This window comes from Pseudoalteromonas sp. J2K-J979, from assembly GCF_058169715.2.
Genome location: NZ_CM200281.1, coordinates 3,335,001 through 3,352,406, shown reverse-complemented (window position 1 = coordinate 3,352,406; position 17,406 = coordinate 3,335,001). Strand labels below are relative to the sequence as shown.

The 17,406-nt window shown below is 42.2% G+C and carries 12 protein-coding genes and 1 tRNA gene; all 13 read left to right on the top strand.

What is annotated here, in order from left to right:
* The 13 genes from AC3KVK_RS15305 to tuf all read left to right on the top strand — a co-directional run bounded on the left by AC3KVK_RS15305 (position 1) and on the right by tuf (position 16,761).
* Positions 1–77: transfer RNA gene (locus AC3KVK_RS15305), tRNA-Trp, on the top strand.
* 122 nt (positions 78–199) lie between these two features.
* Positions 200–577, top strand: coding sequence for a preprotein translocase subunit SecE (gene secE, locus AC3KVK_RS15300; RefSeq protein ID WP_086746068.1), 378 nt, complete (start codon positions 200–202; stop codon positions 575–577).
* Between the two features lie 4 nt (positions 578–581).
* Positions 582–1,139 carry a transcription termination/antitermination protein NusG gene (nusG, locus tag AC3KVK_RS15295; protein ID WP_490313708.1) on the top strand — a complete coding sequence of 186 codons (558 nt, stop codon included), beginning with the start codon at positions 582–584 and terminating at the stop codon, positions 1,137–1,139.
* A gap of 158 nt (positions 1,140–1,297) precedes the next feature.
* Positions 1,298–1,726, top strand: a complete 429-nt coding sequence (gene rplK / locus AC3KVK_RS15290; protein ID WP_490313709.1) for a 50S ribosomal protein L11 — start codon at positions 1,298–1,300, stop codon at positions 1,724–1,726.
* Between the two features lie 5 nt (positions 1,727–1,731).
* Complete coding sequence (gene rplA, locus AC3KVK_RS15285; RefSeq protein WP_490313710.1) at positions 1,732–2,436, top strand: 50S ribosomal protein L1; 705 nt, start codon at positions 1,732–1,734, stop codon at positions 2,434–2,436.
* 314 nt (positions 2,437–2,750) lie between these two features.
* Complete coding sequence (gene rplJ / locus AC3KVK_RS15280) at positions 2,751–3,245, top strand: 50S ribosomal protein L10 (protein WP_490313711.1); 495 nt, start codon at positions 2,751–2,753, stop codon at positions 3,243–3,245.
* A gap of 88 nt (positions 3,246–3,333) precedes the next feature.
* Complete coding sequence (rplL, locus tag AC3KVK_RS15275; RefSeq protein ID WP_490313712.1) at positions 3,334–3,696, top strand: 50S ribosomal protein L7/L12; 363 nt, start codon at positions 3,334–3,336, stop codon at positions 3,694–3,696.
* Positions 3,697–3,958: 262 nt separating this feature from the next.
* Complete coding sequence (gene rpoB / locus AC3KVK_RS15270) at positions 3,959–7,984, top strand: DNA-directed RNA polymerase subunit beta (protein WP_490313713.1); 4,026 nt, start codon at positions 3,959–3,961, stop codon at positions 7,982–7,984.
* Between the two features lie 96 nt (positions 7,985–8,080).
* A complete protein-coding gene (gene rpoC / locus AC3KVK_RS15265) occupies positions 8,081–12,262 on the top strand; it encodes a DNA-directed RNA polymerase subunit beta' (protein ID WP_490313714.1) in 4,182 nt (1,393 codons plus the stop codon).
* Between the two features lie 171 nt (positions 12,263–12,433).
* Positions 12,434–12,808: a 30S ribosomal protein S12 gene (gene rpsL, locus AC3KVK_RS15260; RefSeq protein WP_086746059.1), complete on the top strand. Its 375-nt coding sequence runs from the start codon at positions 12,434–12,436 to the stop codon at positions 12,806–12,808.
* A gap of 94 nt (positions 12,809–12,902) precedes the next feature.
* Entirely contained in the window at positions 12,903–13,373 is a 471-nt protein-coding gene (rpsG, locus tag AC3KVK_RS15255; protein WP_086746058.1) for a 30S ribosomal protein S7, read from the top strand.
* Between the two features lie 27 nt (positions 13,374–13,400).
* The gene (gene fusA, locus AC3KVK_RS15250; RefSeq protein WP_490313715.1) at positions 13,401–15,515 is read left to right on the top strand and encodes an elongation factor G; all 2,115 of its coding nucleotides are present in this window, start codon (positions 13,401–13,403) and stop codon (positions 15,513–15,515) included.
* A gap of 61 nt (positions 15,516–15,576) precedes the next feature.
* Positions 15,577–16,761 (top strand): elongation factor Tu, encoded by a 1,185-nt coding sequence (gene tuf / locus AC3KVK_RS15245; protein WP_518526918.1) that lies wholly within the window; start codon positions 15,577–15,579, stop codon positions 16,759–16,761.
* The last annotated feature ends 645 nt before the right edge of the window (positions 16,762–17,406 follow it).

Sequence of the window (17,406 nt, the reverse complement as noted above, 5' to 3'; positions counted from 1 at the left end):
AGGGGCGTAGTTCCAATTGGTAGAACAGCGGTCTCCAAAACCGACGGTTGGGAGTTCGAATCTCTCCGCCCCTGCCAATTTCAAAGACCAGTCTAAAGCTAACAAGGTGTTGAAGGTTAGCATGTTATTAAGTTTAGATTGAATGGATTAACCCTGTCAGTGACGGGGTTGTTGTGTCTGTAGTTAAGGTGAAAAAAATATGAGCACCAATGTTGAAACTCCATCTAGCTCGATGGATGCGTTAAAATGGCTTATTACTTTTGCATTACTAGGTGGTGCGGTTGTTGGTAATTATGTTTACGAAGATTTTTCTGTATTAACTCGAGCGATTGGAGTTGTTGCTGCAATAGGTTTAGCGCTTGCTACCGCTGCGCAAACAGAAAAAGGCCGTACCTTTATTGCTTTTGCTAAAGAAGCAAGAATTGAAGTCCGAAAGGTTGTTTGGCCTACCCGCCAAGAAACAATGCATACGACATTTATAGTAATGATAGCGACAGTTGTAATGGCATTAATCCTTTGGGGTCTTGATGGCGCATTATTTAGAATTGTAGGCTTTTTAACTGGCTTGGAGATCTAATCCCATGACGGATGAGAACAAAGAAATAAAGTTACGCTGGTATGTAATCCAAGCGTTTTCAGGATTTGAAAAACGTGTTCAACAGACGATTAATGAGCATATTCGTATTCAAAATCTTGAAGAGTATTTTGGCGAAGTCTTAGTTCCAACTGAGGAAGTCGTTGAAATGCGCGCGGGTCAAAAACGCAAATCTGAGCGTAAGTTTTTCCCGGGTTATGTACTTGTCCAAATGGACATGAACGATAAAAGCTGGCACTTAGTCAATAGCATTCCGCGAGTGATGGGATTCATTGGTGGTACCTCGGATCGTCCAACACCAATTAGCTCAAAAGAAGCTGATCGTATCTTGAATCGTTTACAAGAAAATGAAGATTCGCCTAAACCAGCGACATTATTTGAAGCCGGTGAAGTGGTTCGCGTTACTGATGGCCCATTTGCCGATTTCACCGGTGTGGTTGAAGAAGTCGATTATGAGAAGAGCCGCGTTAAAGTTTCGGTACTCATTTTTGGTCGCTCTACGCCTGTTGAATTAGAGTTTGGTCAGGTTGAAGCAGATAAATAATTAATACTGAGTAAAAGTATTGAAAAAGGCCGTTGGTTAACTTATAATCAGCGGCCTTTTTGTGCTTAAAGCATGAAAAGTTTTTTTAATCTGGGAAGCCGCTTGAGTACGCGTCCTCGCGCGCACAAGGCTAAGACCCAAATAACGAGGTATTTTCAATGGCTAAAAAAGTTGAAGCTCTAATCAAGCTACAAGTTGCAGCTGGTATGGCTAATCCTAGTCCTCCAGTAGGTCCTGCACTAGGTCAACACGGTGTTAACATCATGGAATTCTGTAAAGCGTTCAACGCACGTACAGAGTCTGTAGATAAAGGCGCACCAGTTCCTGTAGTAATTTCTGTTTATTCAGATCGCTCGTTTACGTTCGATATGAAAACTCCTCCTGCTGCTTACTTACTTAAGAAAGCTGCTGGCATCAAGTCTGGCTCTGGTCGTCCAAACACAGAGAAAGTGGGTACTGTTACTCGTGCTCAACTTGAAGAAATCGTTAAGACTAAGCAAGCTGATTTAACAGCTGCTGATCTTGAAGCGGGTGTTCGCACAATTGCAGGTTCTGCACGTGCAATGGGCTTGAAGGTAGAGGGTTAATAGAAATGGCTAAACTTACTAAACGTATGCGTGTTATTCGCGAAAAAGTTGATGGCACTAAAGAGTACGATATCAATGAAGCAGTTACATTATTAAAAGAATTAGCGACAGCTAAATTCACTGAAAGTGTTGACGTTGCAGTAAATCTTGGTATTGACGCTCGTAAATCTGACCAAAACGTTCGTGGCGCAACAGTGTTACCACATGGAACAGGTCGTGATGTACGTGTTGCTGTATTCACTCAAGGTGCAAATGCTGAAGCTGCAAAAGAAGCCGGTGCTGAATTTGTAGGTATGGATGACCTTGCTGACTTAGTGAAAAAAGGCGAAATGAACTTTGACGTTGTCGTTGCATCTCCAGACGCTATGCGTGTTGTTGGTCAATTAGGTCAAATCTTAGGTCCACGTGGTTTAATGCCAAATCCTAAGACTGGTACTGTAACTCCTAACGTTGCTGAAGCTGTTAAAAACGCTAAAGCTGGTCAGGTTCGCTATCGTAACGACAAAAACGGTATCATCCACACTACTATCGGTAAAGTGGACTTCGATACTAAACAGCTTCAAGAAAACCTTGAGTCTCTAATTGTTGCGCTTAAGAAGGCTAAGCCTGCTCAAGCTAAAGGTACTTACGTGAAAAAAGTAACTATCTCTACAACAATGGGCGCAGGTGTGGCTGTTGACCAAGCGACTTTAGTTACTCAAGTAGTTTAAGTTGTTTACATGGCGCAAAATTTAAACTATAATTTTGCGCCATTTTGTAGGAAAGTTCCTACATAAAGAATTCGGGTTGAAGTCCATAATTTCGGTGCGCCCTTTTAGGGTAAAGCGATAAATTGGGCTTCCGTCCAAGACCGTAGGTGTCGCTAATTTTAGCTACTTAATTGTCCTACGTAGACGGTGTGAATCCCCAGATAGATTTTTCCTAATCTTCTGGCTCTCGCCGTAAAAAGCATCTTCTTCTAATTTATTTAGTTGAAGTAGAGTAAACAGGGGATTTTCCCCTATTAGAACCAGGAGTAACACCCATGGCCATTAATCTTCAAGACAAAAAAGCAATTGTTGCTGAAGTCCAAGAAGCTGCCAAAGGTGCTCAATCTGCAGTAATCGCAGATTCTCGTGGTGTAACTGTTGGCGCAATCACTGCACTTCGTAAAGAAGCACGTGAAGCTGGCGTTTGGATGAGGGTTGTTCGTAACACTCTTGCTAAGCGTGCGGTTGAAGGTACTCCTTTTGAGTGTTTAAGTGAGTCATTAGTTGGTCCTAGCTTAATCGCTTTTTCTTCTGAGCACCCAGGTGCTGCAGCGCGTATTTTTTCTGAATTCGCAAAGAAAAATAAAGATTTTGAGCTTAAATCAGCCGCTTTTGATGGCCAAGTTGTTAACGTAGAAATGCTTGCTAAGCTACCTACTTACGACGAAGCAGTTGCACGCTTAATGAGCGCTATGAAAGAAGCGTCTGCCGGTAAATTGTGTAAAACAATTGAAGCAGTACGTGTACAAAAAGAAGAGCAAGCTGCTTAATTTTATAAGCAATTGTTTTTTATTGGTGTAATATATTTTTTAGAGTCTTATCGATAATCATAAGATTCATATAATTAGGAAATTTGAAATGTCTGTAACTAAAGACCAAATCCTTGACGCAATTGCAGCTATGTCTGTAATGGAAGTTGTTGAACTAGTTGAAGCAATGGAAGAGAAATTCGGTGTAACTGCAGCTGCTGCTGTTGTTGCTGCTGGTCCTGCTGAAGCTGCTGAAGAGAAAACTGAATTCGACGTAATTCTTACTGCTGCTGGCGCTAACAAAGTTGCTGCGATCAAAGCTGTACGTGGTGCAACTGGTCTTGGCCTTAAAGAAGCAAAAGCTCTTGTTGAAGCTGCTCCTACTCCAATCAAAGAAGCTGTTTCTAAAGACGAAGCTGAAGCTCTTAAGAAAGATCTTGAAGAAGCTGGTGCTACAGTTGATATCAAGTAATCTAGCATTTGCTAGGTTACCTGCCTGATTTATCAGGCAAGGGCTGGTGATTATTTAATCACCGGCCTTTTTGCGCTGTAGAGTGATGTATTCCTACAGAGCAAAATCTACTTAATAAAATAATGGTTTTATGCCCTTATAAGTGAAATTTATTGTTTTATTGTAGTAGTACATAAAGTTGTAAATATTCTTGGCATAGATGCCAGTTAGTCTGCTCTGCATTGAGCAGGTAGGGTCAAAGATCAGCAAGCTGAGGAACCCCATGGCTTACTCTTATTCTGAAAAGAAACGTATCCGTAAGGATTTTGGTAAACGCCCACAGGTGTTAGATATACCTTTTCTACTGTCAACGCAGTTGGAATCGTTCAAAAAATTCTTGAGTCCGGACGCTGAAGGCAACCACGGTTTGGAAGCAGCCTTCCGTTCCGTATTTCCTATTAAAAGTTACTCGGGTAACTCTGAGCTACAATACGTAAGTTATCGTATTGGTGAGCCAGTATTCGATGTAAAGGAATGTCAAATTCGCGGCGTCACTTATTCTGCACCACTACGCGTTAAGTTGCGTTTAGTGTTGATGGACAAAGAAGCACCCGGCACAGTAAAAGACATCAAAGAGCAAGAAGTCTACATGGGCGAAATTCCGCTCATGACAGATACAGGTACTTTTGTAATTAATGGTACTGAGCGTGTTATCGTTTCTCAGCTACACCGTAGCCCTGGTGTATTCTTTGATAACGACCGCGGTAAAACTCACTCGTCAGGAAAGGTGCTTTATAATGCACGTGTTATTCCTTACCGTGGTTCATGGTTAGACTTTGAATTTGATGCAAAAGATAGCTTATACGTGCGTATTGACCGTCGTCGTAAGTTGCCAGCAAGTATTATCTTGCGTGCTCTTGAATTCTCAAATGAAGAAATGCTCGAGATTTTCTTTGAAAAGACTGCATTCGAAGTAGCTAATGGTAAAGTGTTGATGGAATTAGTTCCTTCGCGTTTACGTGGTGAAGTTGCGCAGTTTGAAATCAAAGATAATGATGGCGAAGTTATTGTTGAAGCCGGTCGCCGTATTACGGCAAGACATATCAAGCAACTTGAGAAGCAAGAAGTTACTCAGCTTGAAGTGCCGCATGAATACATTATTGGCCGTGTATTAGCGCGCAATTATATCAGCGAAGAAAGCGGTGAAATCATTGCAGAAGCCAATGCTGAGCTAACGCTAGAATTAATGGCTGAACTTGTTAAAGCTGGTTTCAACCGTATTGATACGCTTTACATCAATGATGTAGATAGCGGTGCGTACATGTCAGATACGTTACGTATTGACTCAACGACAAACCGTTTGGAAGCACTTGTTGAAATCTACCGTATGATGCGTCCTGGTGAGCCACCAACGCGTGATGCAGCAGAAGCTTTATTCCAAAACTTATTCTTCTCTGAAGAGCGCTATGACTTATCGACTGTTGGTCGTATGAAGTTCAATAGCCGCGTGGAACATCCTGAAGGTACAGGTAATGGCACGTTAAGTAAGGAAGATATCGTTGCTGTTATGAAAGTCTTAATTGATATTCGTAATGGTAAAGGTGATGTGGATGATATCGATCACTTAGGTAATCGTCGTATTCGTTCTGTGGGTGAAATGGCTGAAAATCAGTTCCGTGTAGGTTTAGTTCGAGTTGAACGCGCTGTACGTGAACGTTTAAGCTTAGGTGATCTTGATGCAATCATGCCACAAGATTTAATCAACGCTAAGCCTATTTCTGCTGCGGTTAAAGAATTCTTCGGTTCATCTCAGTTATCACAGTTCATGGACCAAAATAACCCATTATCTGAAGTAACGCATAAACGTCGTATTTCAGCATTAGGTCCGGGTGGTTTAACTCGTGAACGTGCTGGCTTTGAAGTGCGAGATGTACACGTAACTCACTACGGTCGTGTGTGTCCTATCGAAACTCCAGAGGGACCGAATATCGGTCTAATTAACTCTTTATCTTGTTATGCCCGTACTAACGAGTTTGGCTTTTTAGAAACGCCTTACCGTAAAGTAGTTGATGGTGTTGTAACAGATGATGTTGATTACCTTTCTGCAATTGAAGAAGGTCGTTTCGTTATCGCTCAGGCGAATGCAAACTTAACAGATTCAAACGAATTTGAAGATGAGTTAATTCCATGTCGTTTTAAAGGTGAATCAACCTTTATGGGACGTGCTGATATGCAATATATGGATGTATCACCACAGCAGGTAATTTCTGTTGCGGCTGCACTTATTCCATTCCTTGAACACGATGATGCTAACCGTGCATTAATGGGTTCAAACATGCAACGTCAAGCAGTACCTACACTCATTGCGGATAAGCCGCTAGTTGGTACTGGTATTGAATTAACTTTAGCGAAAGACTCAGGGGTAACTATCGTTGCGAAGCGCGGCGGTCAAGTTACTTATGCTGATGCGAGCCGAATTGTTGTTAATGTTAATGAAGGTGAGCGTGTACCTGGTGAAGCAGGTATCGATATCTATAACTTAACTAAATACACGCGCTCGAACCAAAATACATGTATTAACCAAAAGCCAACAGTCATGGTGGGTGAGCCTATTACCCGCGGTGATGTGCTAGCTGATGGTCCTTCTACTGACTTAGGTGATCTTGCGTTAGGCCAAAACCTTCGCGTGGCATTCATGCCATGGAATGGTTATAACTTCGAAGATTCAATCTTATTATCAGAGCGTGTTGTTCAAGAAGATCGTTTAACAACGATTCATATCCAAGAACTTCAGTGTGTTGCGCGTGATACTAAGTTAGGTTCAGAAGAAATCACTGCCGACATTCCAAATGTTGGTGAATCTGCTTTAGGCAAGCTTGATGAGTCAGGTGTTGTTTATATTGGTGCAGAAGTGAAAGGCGGCGACATCCTTGTTGGTAAAGTGACACCTAAAGGTGAAACACAACTAACTCCTGAAGAGAAGCTACTACGTGCTATCTTCGGTGAAAAAGCATCAGACGTAAAAGATAGCTCTCTTCGTGTACCAAACTCTGTGACGGGTACGGTTATCGATGTTCAAGTCTTTACACGTGATGGTGTTGAAAAAGATAAACGTGCGCTTGAAATTGAAGACATGCAACTTCGTGAAGCGAAAAAAGACTTCAATGAAGAATTCCGTATTCTTGAAGCGGGTGTAGTTGCTCGTGCACGTCAATTATTAATTGGTGCGGGCATTGATGAAGAAAAACTAGTTGGTTTATCTTCAGAGAAAATCCTAACACAAAGCTTAGCTGATGAAGAAAAGCAAGCTGAGTTAGAGCAATTAGCTGCTCAATACGATGAATTAAAAGCCGAATACGATAAAAAGTTTGAAGTAAAACGTCGCAAAATCACACAAGGTGATGATTTAGCACCTGGCGTACTGAAAATTGTAAAAGTGTATCTTGCTGTTAAGCGTCGCATCCAACCGGGTGATAAAATGGCCGGTCGTCATGGTAACAAAGGTGTTATCTCGACAATCGTACCAGTTGAAGATATGCCTTATGACGAAAAAGGTCGCGGTGTTGATATCGTACTTAACCCGCTAGGTGTACCTTCACGTATGAACGTCGGTCAGATCTTAGAGACCCACATGGGTCTTGCTGCTCGCGGTATCGGTGAACGTATTGATGACATGATTAAAGAACAGCGTGAATTACATGAATTACGCGAGTTTATCCAAAAAGCATATGCTTTAGGTGATTGTCGTCAAAAAGTGGATATTGCAAGTTTCTCTGATGATGAAGTTCGTCGTTTAGCGCAAAACTTACGTGGTGGTTTACCAATTGCTACTCCAGCATTTGATGGCGCGAAAGAAAGCGAAATTAAAGAGATGCTTGAGCTAGGTGGTTACCCATCAAGCGGCCAGGTTACATTGTTTGATGGTCGTACGGGTGACAGATTTGAGCGTGATGTAACGGTTGGTTACATGTACATGCTGAAATTAAATCACTTAGTTGATGACAAGATGCATGCGCGTTCTACAGGCTCATACAGCTTAGTTACTCAGCAACCGCTGGGTGGTAAAGCGCAATTCGGTGGACAGCGTTTCGGTGAGATGGAGGTATGGGCACTTGAAGCATACGGTGCTGCCTACACACTTCAGGAAATGCTAACTGTTAAGTCTGATGACGTTAATGGCCGTACTAAGATGTATAAGAACATCGTAGACGGTAACCATCAGATGGAACCTGGTATGCCAGAATCGTTCAACGTATTGTTGAAAGAGATTCGCTCACTAGGTATCAACATCGAGTTGGAAGAAGTATAAGTCAGTTACTGTGCCTTAAAATAGGCACAGTAAATCGACTCATTGAATGGGGGGGCGTATTCGCCCCCAAGATTAACCTCCGACAGGAGAGCTAAGGTGAAAGACTTACTTAAGTTTCTGAAGCAACAAAATAAGACCGAAGAGTTCGATGCGATTCGAATTGGTCTTGCTTCTCCAGATATGGTTCGTTCGTGGTCATACGGTGAAGTAAAGAAACCTGAGACAATCAACTACCGTACATTCAAGCCAGAACGTGATGGCTTATTCTGTGCCCGTATCTTCGGCCCAGTTAAAGATTACGAATGTTTATGTGGCAAATACAAGCGCCTTAAACACCGTGGTGTGATTTGTGAAAAATGTGGTGTTGAAGTAACGCTTACTAAAGTTCGTCGTGATCGTATGGGTCATATCGAATTAGCGAGCCCAGTGGCACATATTTGGTTTTTAAAATCATTACCATCGCGTATTGGTTTAATGCTTGATATGACATTACGTGATATTGAACGTGTACTTTATTTCGAATCATTTGTTGTGACTGAACCAGGCATGACAACACTTGAGCGCTCGCAACTTCTTAATGAAGAAGAGTACTTAGATGCGCTTGAAGAGCATGGTGACGAATTTGAAGCTAAGATGGGTGCTGAAGCGGTTTTAGATTTGCTTCGTGAACTAGATCTTGGTCAGTTGATTGCTGAAATGCGTGAAGAGTTACCAACAATTAACTCTGAAACTAAGCGTAAGAAAATCACTAAGCGTTTAAAGCTAATGGAATCATTCCATCAATCAGGTAATAACCCTGAATGGATGATCATGACGGTGTTGCCAGTATTGCCACCTGATTTACGCCCATTAGTACCATTAGATGGTGGCCGTTTCGCGACTTCAGATCTGAATGATCTATACCGTCGTGTGATCAACCGTAATAACCGTCTTAAGCGTTTACTAGACTTAGCGGCACCAGACATTATCGTACGTAACGAAAAGCGTATGTTACAAGAAGCGGTGGATGCGCTACTTGATAATGGTCGTCGTGGTCGTGCAATTACCGGTTCTAACAAACGTCCTTTAAAATCACTTGCCGACATGATTAAAGGTAAGCAAGGTCGTTTCCGTCAGAACTTACTAGGTAAGCGTGTTGATTATTCTGGCCGTTCTGTAATTACAGTAGGTCCAACACTTAAATTGCATCAGTGTGGTCTTCCTAAGAAGATGGCACTTGAATTATTTAAGCCATTTATTTACGGCAAATTAGAATTGCGTGGCATGGCTACGACAATCAAAGCTGCGAAGAAAATGGTTGAGCGTGAAGTACCTGAAGTGTGGGATATCTTAGATGAAGTTATCCGTGAACACCCTGTACTACTTAACCGTGCACCGACACTTCACCGTTTAGGTATCCAAGCATTTGAACCTGTACTAATTGAAGGTAAAGCAATTCATCTTCATCCTTTAGTATGTGCGGCCTATAATGCCGATTTCGATGGTGACCAAATGGCGGTACACGTACCGTTAACATTGGAAGCACAGTTAGAAGCGCGTGCGCTTATGATGTCGACGAATAATATCTTATCACCTGCAAATGGTGAACCGATTATCGTTCCATCACAAGATGTTGTTTTAGGTCTTTATTACATGACGCGCGATCGCATTAATGCGAAAGGCGAAGGTGCAGTTTTTAAAGATCCAAAAGAGGCTGAAAAAGCGTACAGAACAAGTACTGCAGACTTACATGCTCGTGTGAAAGTCCGTATTACAGAAACAATTACTGACGTTGATGGTAATTCAGAAGATCGTATTTCGATTTATGACACGACTGTTGGTCGTGCAATATTGTCATTGATTTTACCTAAAGGTATGCCGTTTGAATTAATCAACCGCGCGATGGGTAAAAAGCAAATCTCTGGTTTGTTAAATGAGTGTTATCGTCGTCTAGGCTTAAAAGATACAGTTATCTTTGCTGACCAAGTAATGTATACCGGTTTCCATTATGCAATGAAGTCTGGTGTATCAATTGGTATCAATGACTTAGTTATCCCGCCAGTTAAAGGTGAAATGATTTCTTCTGCTGAAGATGAAGTAAATGAAATCAATCAACAATTCCAATCTGGTCTTGTAACTGCGGGTGAAAAATACAACAAAGTTATCGATATTTGGTCTCGTGTAAACGAAAACTTATCTCGCGCGATGATGGACAACTTATCGAAAGATACTGTTATTAACGCGAAAGGTGAAGAAGAGCAACAAGATTCATTTAACTCTGTATTCATGATGGCCGATTCTGGTGCTCGTGGTAGTGCTGCTCAGATCCGTCAGTTGGCGGGTATGCGTGGTCTAATGGCACGTCCAGATGGTTCAATCATTGAGACGCCAATCACCGCAAACTTCCGTGAAGGTCTAAGCGTACTTCAGTACTTTATCTCGACGCATGGTGCGCGTAAAGGTCTTGCCGATACAGCACTTAAAACAGCTAACTCTGGTTACTTAACTCGTCGTTTAGTTGATGTTGCACAGGATTTGGTCATTAACGAAGATGATTGTGGCACTGAAGATGGCTTAACAATGAAACCGCTTATTGAAGGTGGTGATGTTGTTGAACCGTTACGTGAGCGTGTTTTAGGGCGTGTTGTCGCAGAAGATATTCTTAAGCCTGGCACAAACGAAGTATTAGTTGAGCGTAATGTGATGCTTAACGAAAAACTGTGTGACCTATTAGAAGATAACTCAGTTGATGAAGTGCGCGTACGTTCAGTAATCACATGTGATAATGACTTTGGTGTTTGTGCTAAGTGTTATGGTCGTGATCTTGCTCGTGGTCATCTGATTAACGCTGGTGAATCTGTGGGTGTTATCGCTGCACAGTCAATCGGTGAGCCAGGTACACAGCTTACGATGCGTACATTCCACATCGGTGGTGCTGCATCTAGAGCGTCAGCTGAAAACAGTGTTCAGGTTAAAAACCCGGGTACATTGAAGCTACATAATGCTAAATACGTACTCAATACAGATAGCAAAATCGTGATAACTTCTCGTTCGACTGAGATCACTATTATTGATGATCACGGTCGTGAGAAAGAGCGTTACAAAGTACCTTACGGTGCTGTGCTTTCTGTGCAAGATGGTGCGTCAGTTGCTGGTAACGATATCGTTGCAACATGGGACCCGCATAGTCACCCAATCGTTGTTGAGCGTGTATCAAAAGTAACGTTTAGCGATATTGATGATTCAAATACTGAAGCGCAAACTGATGAGCTAACAGGTCTTACTCGTGTTGTTGTAAAAGACTTATCAAAAGTTAACGCAAAAGAACCTAAGTTAATCATCGAAAGTGAAGAGACGGGTTTACAAGAAACACGCTTACCTTCATTTACCACCATTGAAGTAACTGATGGTGCAACGGTTAACCCTGGTGATGTTTTAGCTCGTATTCCACAAGAAGGTTCGAAAACTCGTGATATCACGGGTGGTCTACCACGTGTTGCTGACTTATTCGAAGCACGTAAGCCAAAAGAGCCAGCTATCCTTGCTGAAATCACGGGTGCCATTAGTTTCGGTAAAGAAACTAAAGGTAAGAAACGTTTAGTTATTACTCCTGCTGAAGGTGATCATTACGAAGAAATGATTCCTAAGTGGCGCCAACTTAACGTGTTTGAAGGTGAGCAAGTGTCTAAAGGTGAAGTTATTGCCGATGGTCCAGAATCACCTCACGATATCTTACGCCTTCGTGGTGTAACTGATGTTGCAAACTACATTGTTAATGAAGTGCAAGATGTTTACCGTCTGCAAGGTGTAAAAATCAATGATAAACACATCGAAACCATCATTCGTCAGATGCTTCGTAAGTGTTTAATCATCGATGGTGGTGATACTGAGTTCTTGGCCGGAGAGCAAGTTGAGGTTGCACGTGTAAATATTGCAAACCGTGACTTAGAAATTGAAGGTAAGATCCCAGCTAAATATGAAATCCAATTAATGGGTATCACTAAAGCATCACTAGCAACAGAATCTTTCATCTCGGCTGCATCATTCCAGGAAACAACTAGAGTCCTGACTGATGCCGCTGTAAATGGTAAGAGCGATGAGTTGCGCGGTCTGAAAGAAAACGTAATCGTGGGTCGTTTGATCCCTGCCGGTACAGGCTTTGCGTATCACCAAGATCGTATCAAGCGTCGTAAAGAGCGTGATAATGCTTCACTCGTTGAAGAGCAATCAGTTAGTGCAGAAGAGGCAACTCAAGCATTGACTGACGCATTAAACGCTGACCTGTCTGGTAACAACTAAGCCAAATAATTTAACATTATGGCCACATATAGCAGTTATATACTGCTATATGTGTTGTTATGGTTGACAGGTTAAACTTTGCTCATTAAAATTCCGCCACCCTTTATTTCGCCAGAGAAATAAAGGGCGGATTTTTTTTTCAGTAGATATTAATTAACTAGGAGCTATTTAATGGCAACTATCAACCAGCTAGTGCGCAAGCCACGTCGCAGTAAGGTTGTAAAAAGCAACTCTGCCGCGCTAAAAGCTTGTCCGCAAAAGCGTGGAGTATGTACTCGTGTATATACAACTACACCTAAGAAACCTAACTCTGCATTACGTAAAGTAGCGCGTGTTCGTTTAACGAATGGTTTCGAAGTAACATCTTATATCGGTGGTGAAGGTCACAACCTTCAAGAGCATAGCGTTATCTTAATCCGTGGTGGTCGTGTTAAAGACTTACCAGGTGTACGCTTCCACACTGTTCGCGGCGCATTAGACTGTGCTGGCGTAAGTGACCGTCGTCAAGCTCGTTCTAAATATGGTGCTAAACGTCCTAAGAGCTAATGGTTCTCCGTTAGTAAGGCCAAGCACTTAAGAAATAAATATTTGTTTTGGGAGTCGCTCAAAAAGCGAACCTGAAGATAACCGGAGATTAAAAATGCCTAGAAGACGCGTTATAGGTCAACGTAAAATTCTACCAGATCCTAAGTTCGGATCAGAACTTCTTGCTAAATTCGTCAACGTTTTAATGTTAGACGGCAAGAAATCAACTGCTGAAAAAATCGTATATGGTGCGCTAGACGTGGCTGCTGAGAAATCAGGCAAGTCGCACCTAGAAATCTTTGAAGCTGCACTTGATAACGTACGTCCACAAGTCGAGGTTAAATCTCGTCGTGTTGGTGGTTCTACATATCAAGTACCAGTTGAAGTACGTCCAGTTCGTCGTAATGCATTAGGCATGCGTTGGATCGTAGATGCTGCGCGTAAGCGTGGTGAAAAATCTATGGGTTTACGTCTTGCTCAAGAAATGCTTGATGCGGCGGACAATAAAGGCACTGCGGTTAAGAAACGTGAAGACGTTCACCGTATGGCTGAAGCGAATAAAGCATTCGCTCACTACCGTTGGTAATCTGCCTTTAGTCTTTAAGAGGATATTATGGCACGTATAACTCCAATTGAGCGTTACCGTAATATTGGTATTTGCGCCCACGTAGACGCGGGTAAAACAACTACCACTGAGCGTGTACTTTTTTATACCGGTCTTTCGCATAAGATTGGTGAAGTACACGACGGTGCTGCAACAATGGACTGGATGGAGCAAGAGCAAGAGCGTGGTATCACGATCACTTCTGCTGCAACCACGTGTTTCTGGAAAGGCATGGATGGGCAATACCCAGACCATCGTATTAATATTATTGATACTCCAGGACACGTAGACTTTACAATTGAAGTAGAGCGTTCGTTGCGTGTGCTTGATGGTGCTGTCGTTGTTTTGTGTGCTTCATCTGGTGTTCAGCCTCAAACAGAAACTGTTTGGCGTCAGGCTGATAAATACGAAGTTCCGAGAATGATCTTCGTAAATAAGATGGACCGCGCAGGTGCCGACTTCTTCCGAGTCGTAGAGCAGATAAAAACGCGCCTTGGAGCTAACCCTGTACCAATTCAAATGGCAATTGGCGCAGAGGAAGACTTCAAAGGGGTCATTGATCTCATTAAGATGAAAGCTATTAACTGGAATCATGAAGACCAGGGAATGACTTTTACTTATGAAGAAATTCCAGCAGACCTTCAAGAAGAAGCTGAAGAATGGCGTTCTCATTTAGTTGAGAGCGCGGCTGAAGCTACTGAAGAGCTAATGGATAAATACCTCGAAGGTGAAGAGTTAAGTGAAGAAGAAATAAAAGCCGCTATTCGTCAACGTACGTTAGCAGGTGAAATAGTGCCAATGACATGTGGCTCTGCTTTCAAAAATAAAGGTGTTCAAGCTGTACTCGATGCAGTGATTGAATATATGCCGTCGCCAACAGAAGTGAAACAAATTCAAGGTATCCTTGAAGATGACACTGAACAAGAGCGTCCGGCGAAAGATGAAGCTCCATTTTCGGCTCTCGCCTTTAAGATTGCAACAGACCCATTTGTTGGTACCTTAACTTTCTTTAGAGTTTACTCTGGGATTGTTAACCAAGGTGATGCTGTTTATAACCCTGTAAAGGGTAAAAAAGAACGCCTTGGTCGAATAGTCCAAATGCATGCAAACTCTCGTGAAGAGATCAAAGAAGTTCGCGCTGGTGACATCGCGGCTGCTATCGGTCTTAAAGACGTGACCACAGGTGATACTTTATGTTCTCCAAATGCAATTATTACACTAGAGCGAATGGAATTTCCTGAGCCTGTAATATCTGTAGCGGTAGAACCAAGGACTCATGCTGACCAAGAAAAGATGGGGATCGCGCTAGGAAAACTAGCTGCAGAAGATCCATCATTCCGCGTTCATACGGATGCAGAATCAGGTCAGACGATCATCTCTGGTATGGGTGAGCTTCATTTAGATATTATCGTTGATAGAATGAAACGTGAATTCAGCGTCGAATGTAATGTCGGTAAACCTCAGGTATCTTATCGTGAGACTATCCGCTCATCAGTCGAAGTAGAAGGTAAGTTTATTCGTCAATCTGGAGGTCGTGGGCAATTTGGTCATGTATGGCTTAAAATTGAGCCACTCCCGATGGAAAATGATGACTCCCCAACTTACGAATTCGTTAATGAAATCGTAGGTGGCGTTATACCAAAAGAATATATACCAGCGGTAGACAAAGGTATTCAAGAGCAAATGCAAAATGGTGTACTTGCTGGTTTCCCTTTACTGGGTGTCAAAGTTACGTTATTTGATGGTTCATTCCACGACGTAGACTCAAATGAGATGGCATTCAGAATCGCAGGTTCTATGGGCTTTAGGAAAGGTGCGCTTGATGCAAGTCCTGTATTGCTTGAACCAATTATGAAGGTTGAAGTAATCACTCCTGAAGACAACATGGGTGATGTTGTAGGCGATTTAAACCGTCGTCGTGGTTTAATCGAAGGCATGGAAGATGCGCCAGGTGGATTGAGACAAATCAATGCATTAGTGCCGTTATCTGAAATGTTCGGTTACGCAACGGATCTTCGTTCTGCTACGCAAGGCCGTGCTTCATATGCTATGGAGTTTGTGAAGTACAGTGAAGCGTCAAAAAATGTAGCAGACGTAATAATTGCAGCTCGCGCTGTTAAGTAATTTAAGTTCGGTCCGATCTGTTTGGATCGGACTTTAATTTCTTTTATAGGAATTTTTTAAGATGGCAAAAGAAAAGTTTGAACGCGTAAAACCGCACGTAAACGTTGGTACTATCGGCCACGTTGACCACGGTAAAACTACACTAACTGCAGCAATCACTAACGTACTTGCAAAAGTATACGGTGGTACTGCTAAAGATTTCGCATCAATCGATAACGCTCCAGAAGAGCGCGAGCGCGGTATCACAATCAATACTTCACACGTTGAGTATGACACACCAACTCGTCACTACGCACACGTAGACTGTCCAGGACACGCCGATTATGTTAAAAACATGATCACTGGTGCTGCTCAAATGGACGGTGCAATCTTAGTAGTTGCAGCGACAGATGGTCCAATGCCACAAACACGTGAGCACATCCTACTTTCTCGTCAGGTTGGCGTACCTTACATCATCGTATTCATGAACAAATGTGACATGGTTGATGACGAAGAGCTACTAGAATTAGTAGAGATGGAAGTTCGTGAACTTCTTTCAGAATATGACTTCCCAGGTGATGACTTACCACTAATCGCGGGTTCAGCGCTTAAAGCGTTAGAAGGCGAGAAAGAGTGGGAAGACAAGATCATTGAATTAGCAGAAGCACTAGACAGCTACATTCCAGAGCCAGAGCGTGATATCGATAAGCCATTCATCATGCCTATCGAAGATGTATTCTCAATCCAAGGCCGTGGTACAGTAGTAACAGGTCGTGTAGAAGCAGGTATCATCAACGTAGGTAACGAAGTTGAAATCGTAGGTATCAAAGACACAGTAACAACGACTTGTACTGGTGTTGAAATGTTCCGTAAATTGCTTGACGAAGGTCGTGCAGGTGAGAACATTGGTGCATTACTACGTGGTACTAAGCGTGAAGACGTTGAGCGTGGTCAAGTATTATGTAAGCCAGGTTCAATCAAGCCACACACAAAATTCACTTCAGAAGTTTATGTACTTTCTAAAGATGAAGGTGGTCGTCATACTCCGTTCTTCAAAGGTTACCGTCCACAGTTCTACTTCCGTACAACAGACGTAACAGGTAACGTAGAGTTACCAGAAGGCGTAGAAATGGTAATGCCTGGTGATAACATCAAGATGACAGTAGATTTAATCTGCCCAATCGCGATGGACGAAGGTTTACGTTTCGCAATCCGCGAAGGTGGCCGTACAGTAGGTGCTGGTGTTGTAGCAACTATCGTAGAATAATAGTTAACTTTTAGTTAGTTATTGATAAAAACCGAGCTTATGCTCGGTTTTTTTATGTTTAAATAATTTAAGACAGCGACACTGGACGCGCACAAAGGAGGTTATAGTATTTTCGTGGTTGGAAATTCAGTAAGAAGTATAAAAATATCATAAATAAAGACTGCAGAAGATTCATTTATATTTGTGGCTAGGTACAGTAATAGGTTAAAAGCTTTCTTTTTGAGCTTTTCGTACTAATTTCGCCCTAAAGCGATCTTTTTTACATTTTTCTGCAAATAACCCTTGCCAAAAAAGTTAGCCGCCCTATAATGCGACCCCACTGAGACGGCAGACAGCAACGCTTAGCGAGGCGCAGGTCGAATCAGAGAGTTAACTAAAACTTAGTTTGGTTTTGAAAAGAATTTTAAATTAAGTGTTGACTTGAAAAGTGAAACGTTTATTATGGCGCTCCACTTCGCAGCAAGCTCCTAGAGTTGGCGCTGCAACGTTCTTTAACAATATAAAGCAATCATCTGTGTGGGCACTCGTACAGGTTGAGTTCTAACAGCTAAGTTACTTAGGTAGCGAAGCAACAAATTTAGAGTCTCAATTTAGTAAAGTGAGTGGCTACACAGTCATAAACAGAATTCATTGAGCAGTCGAAAG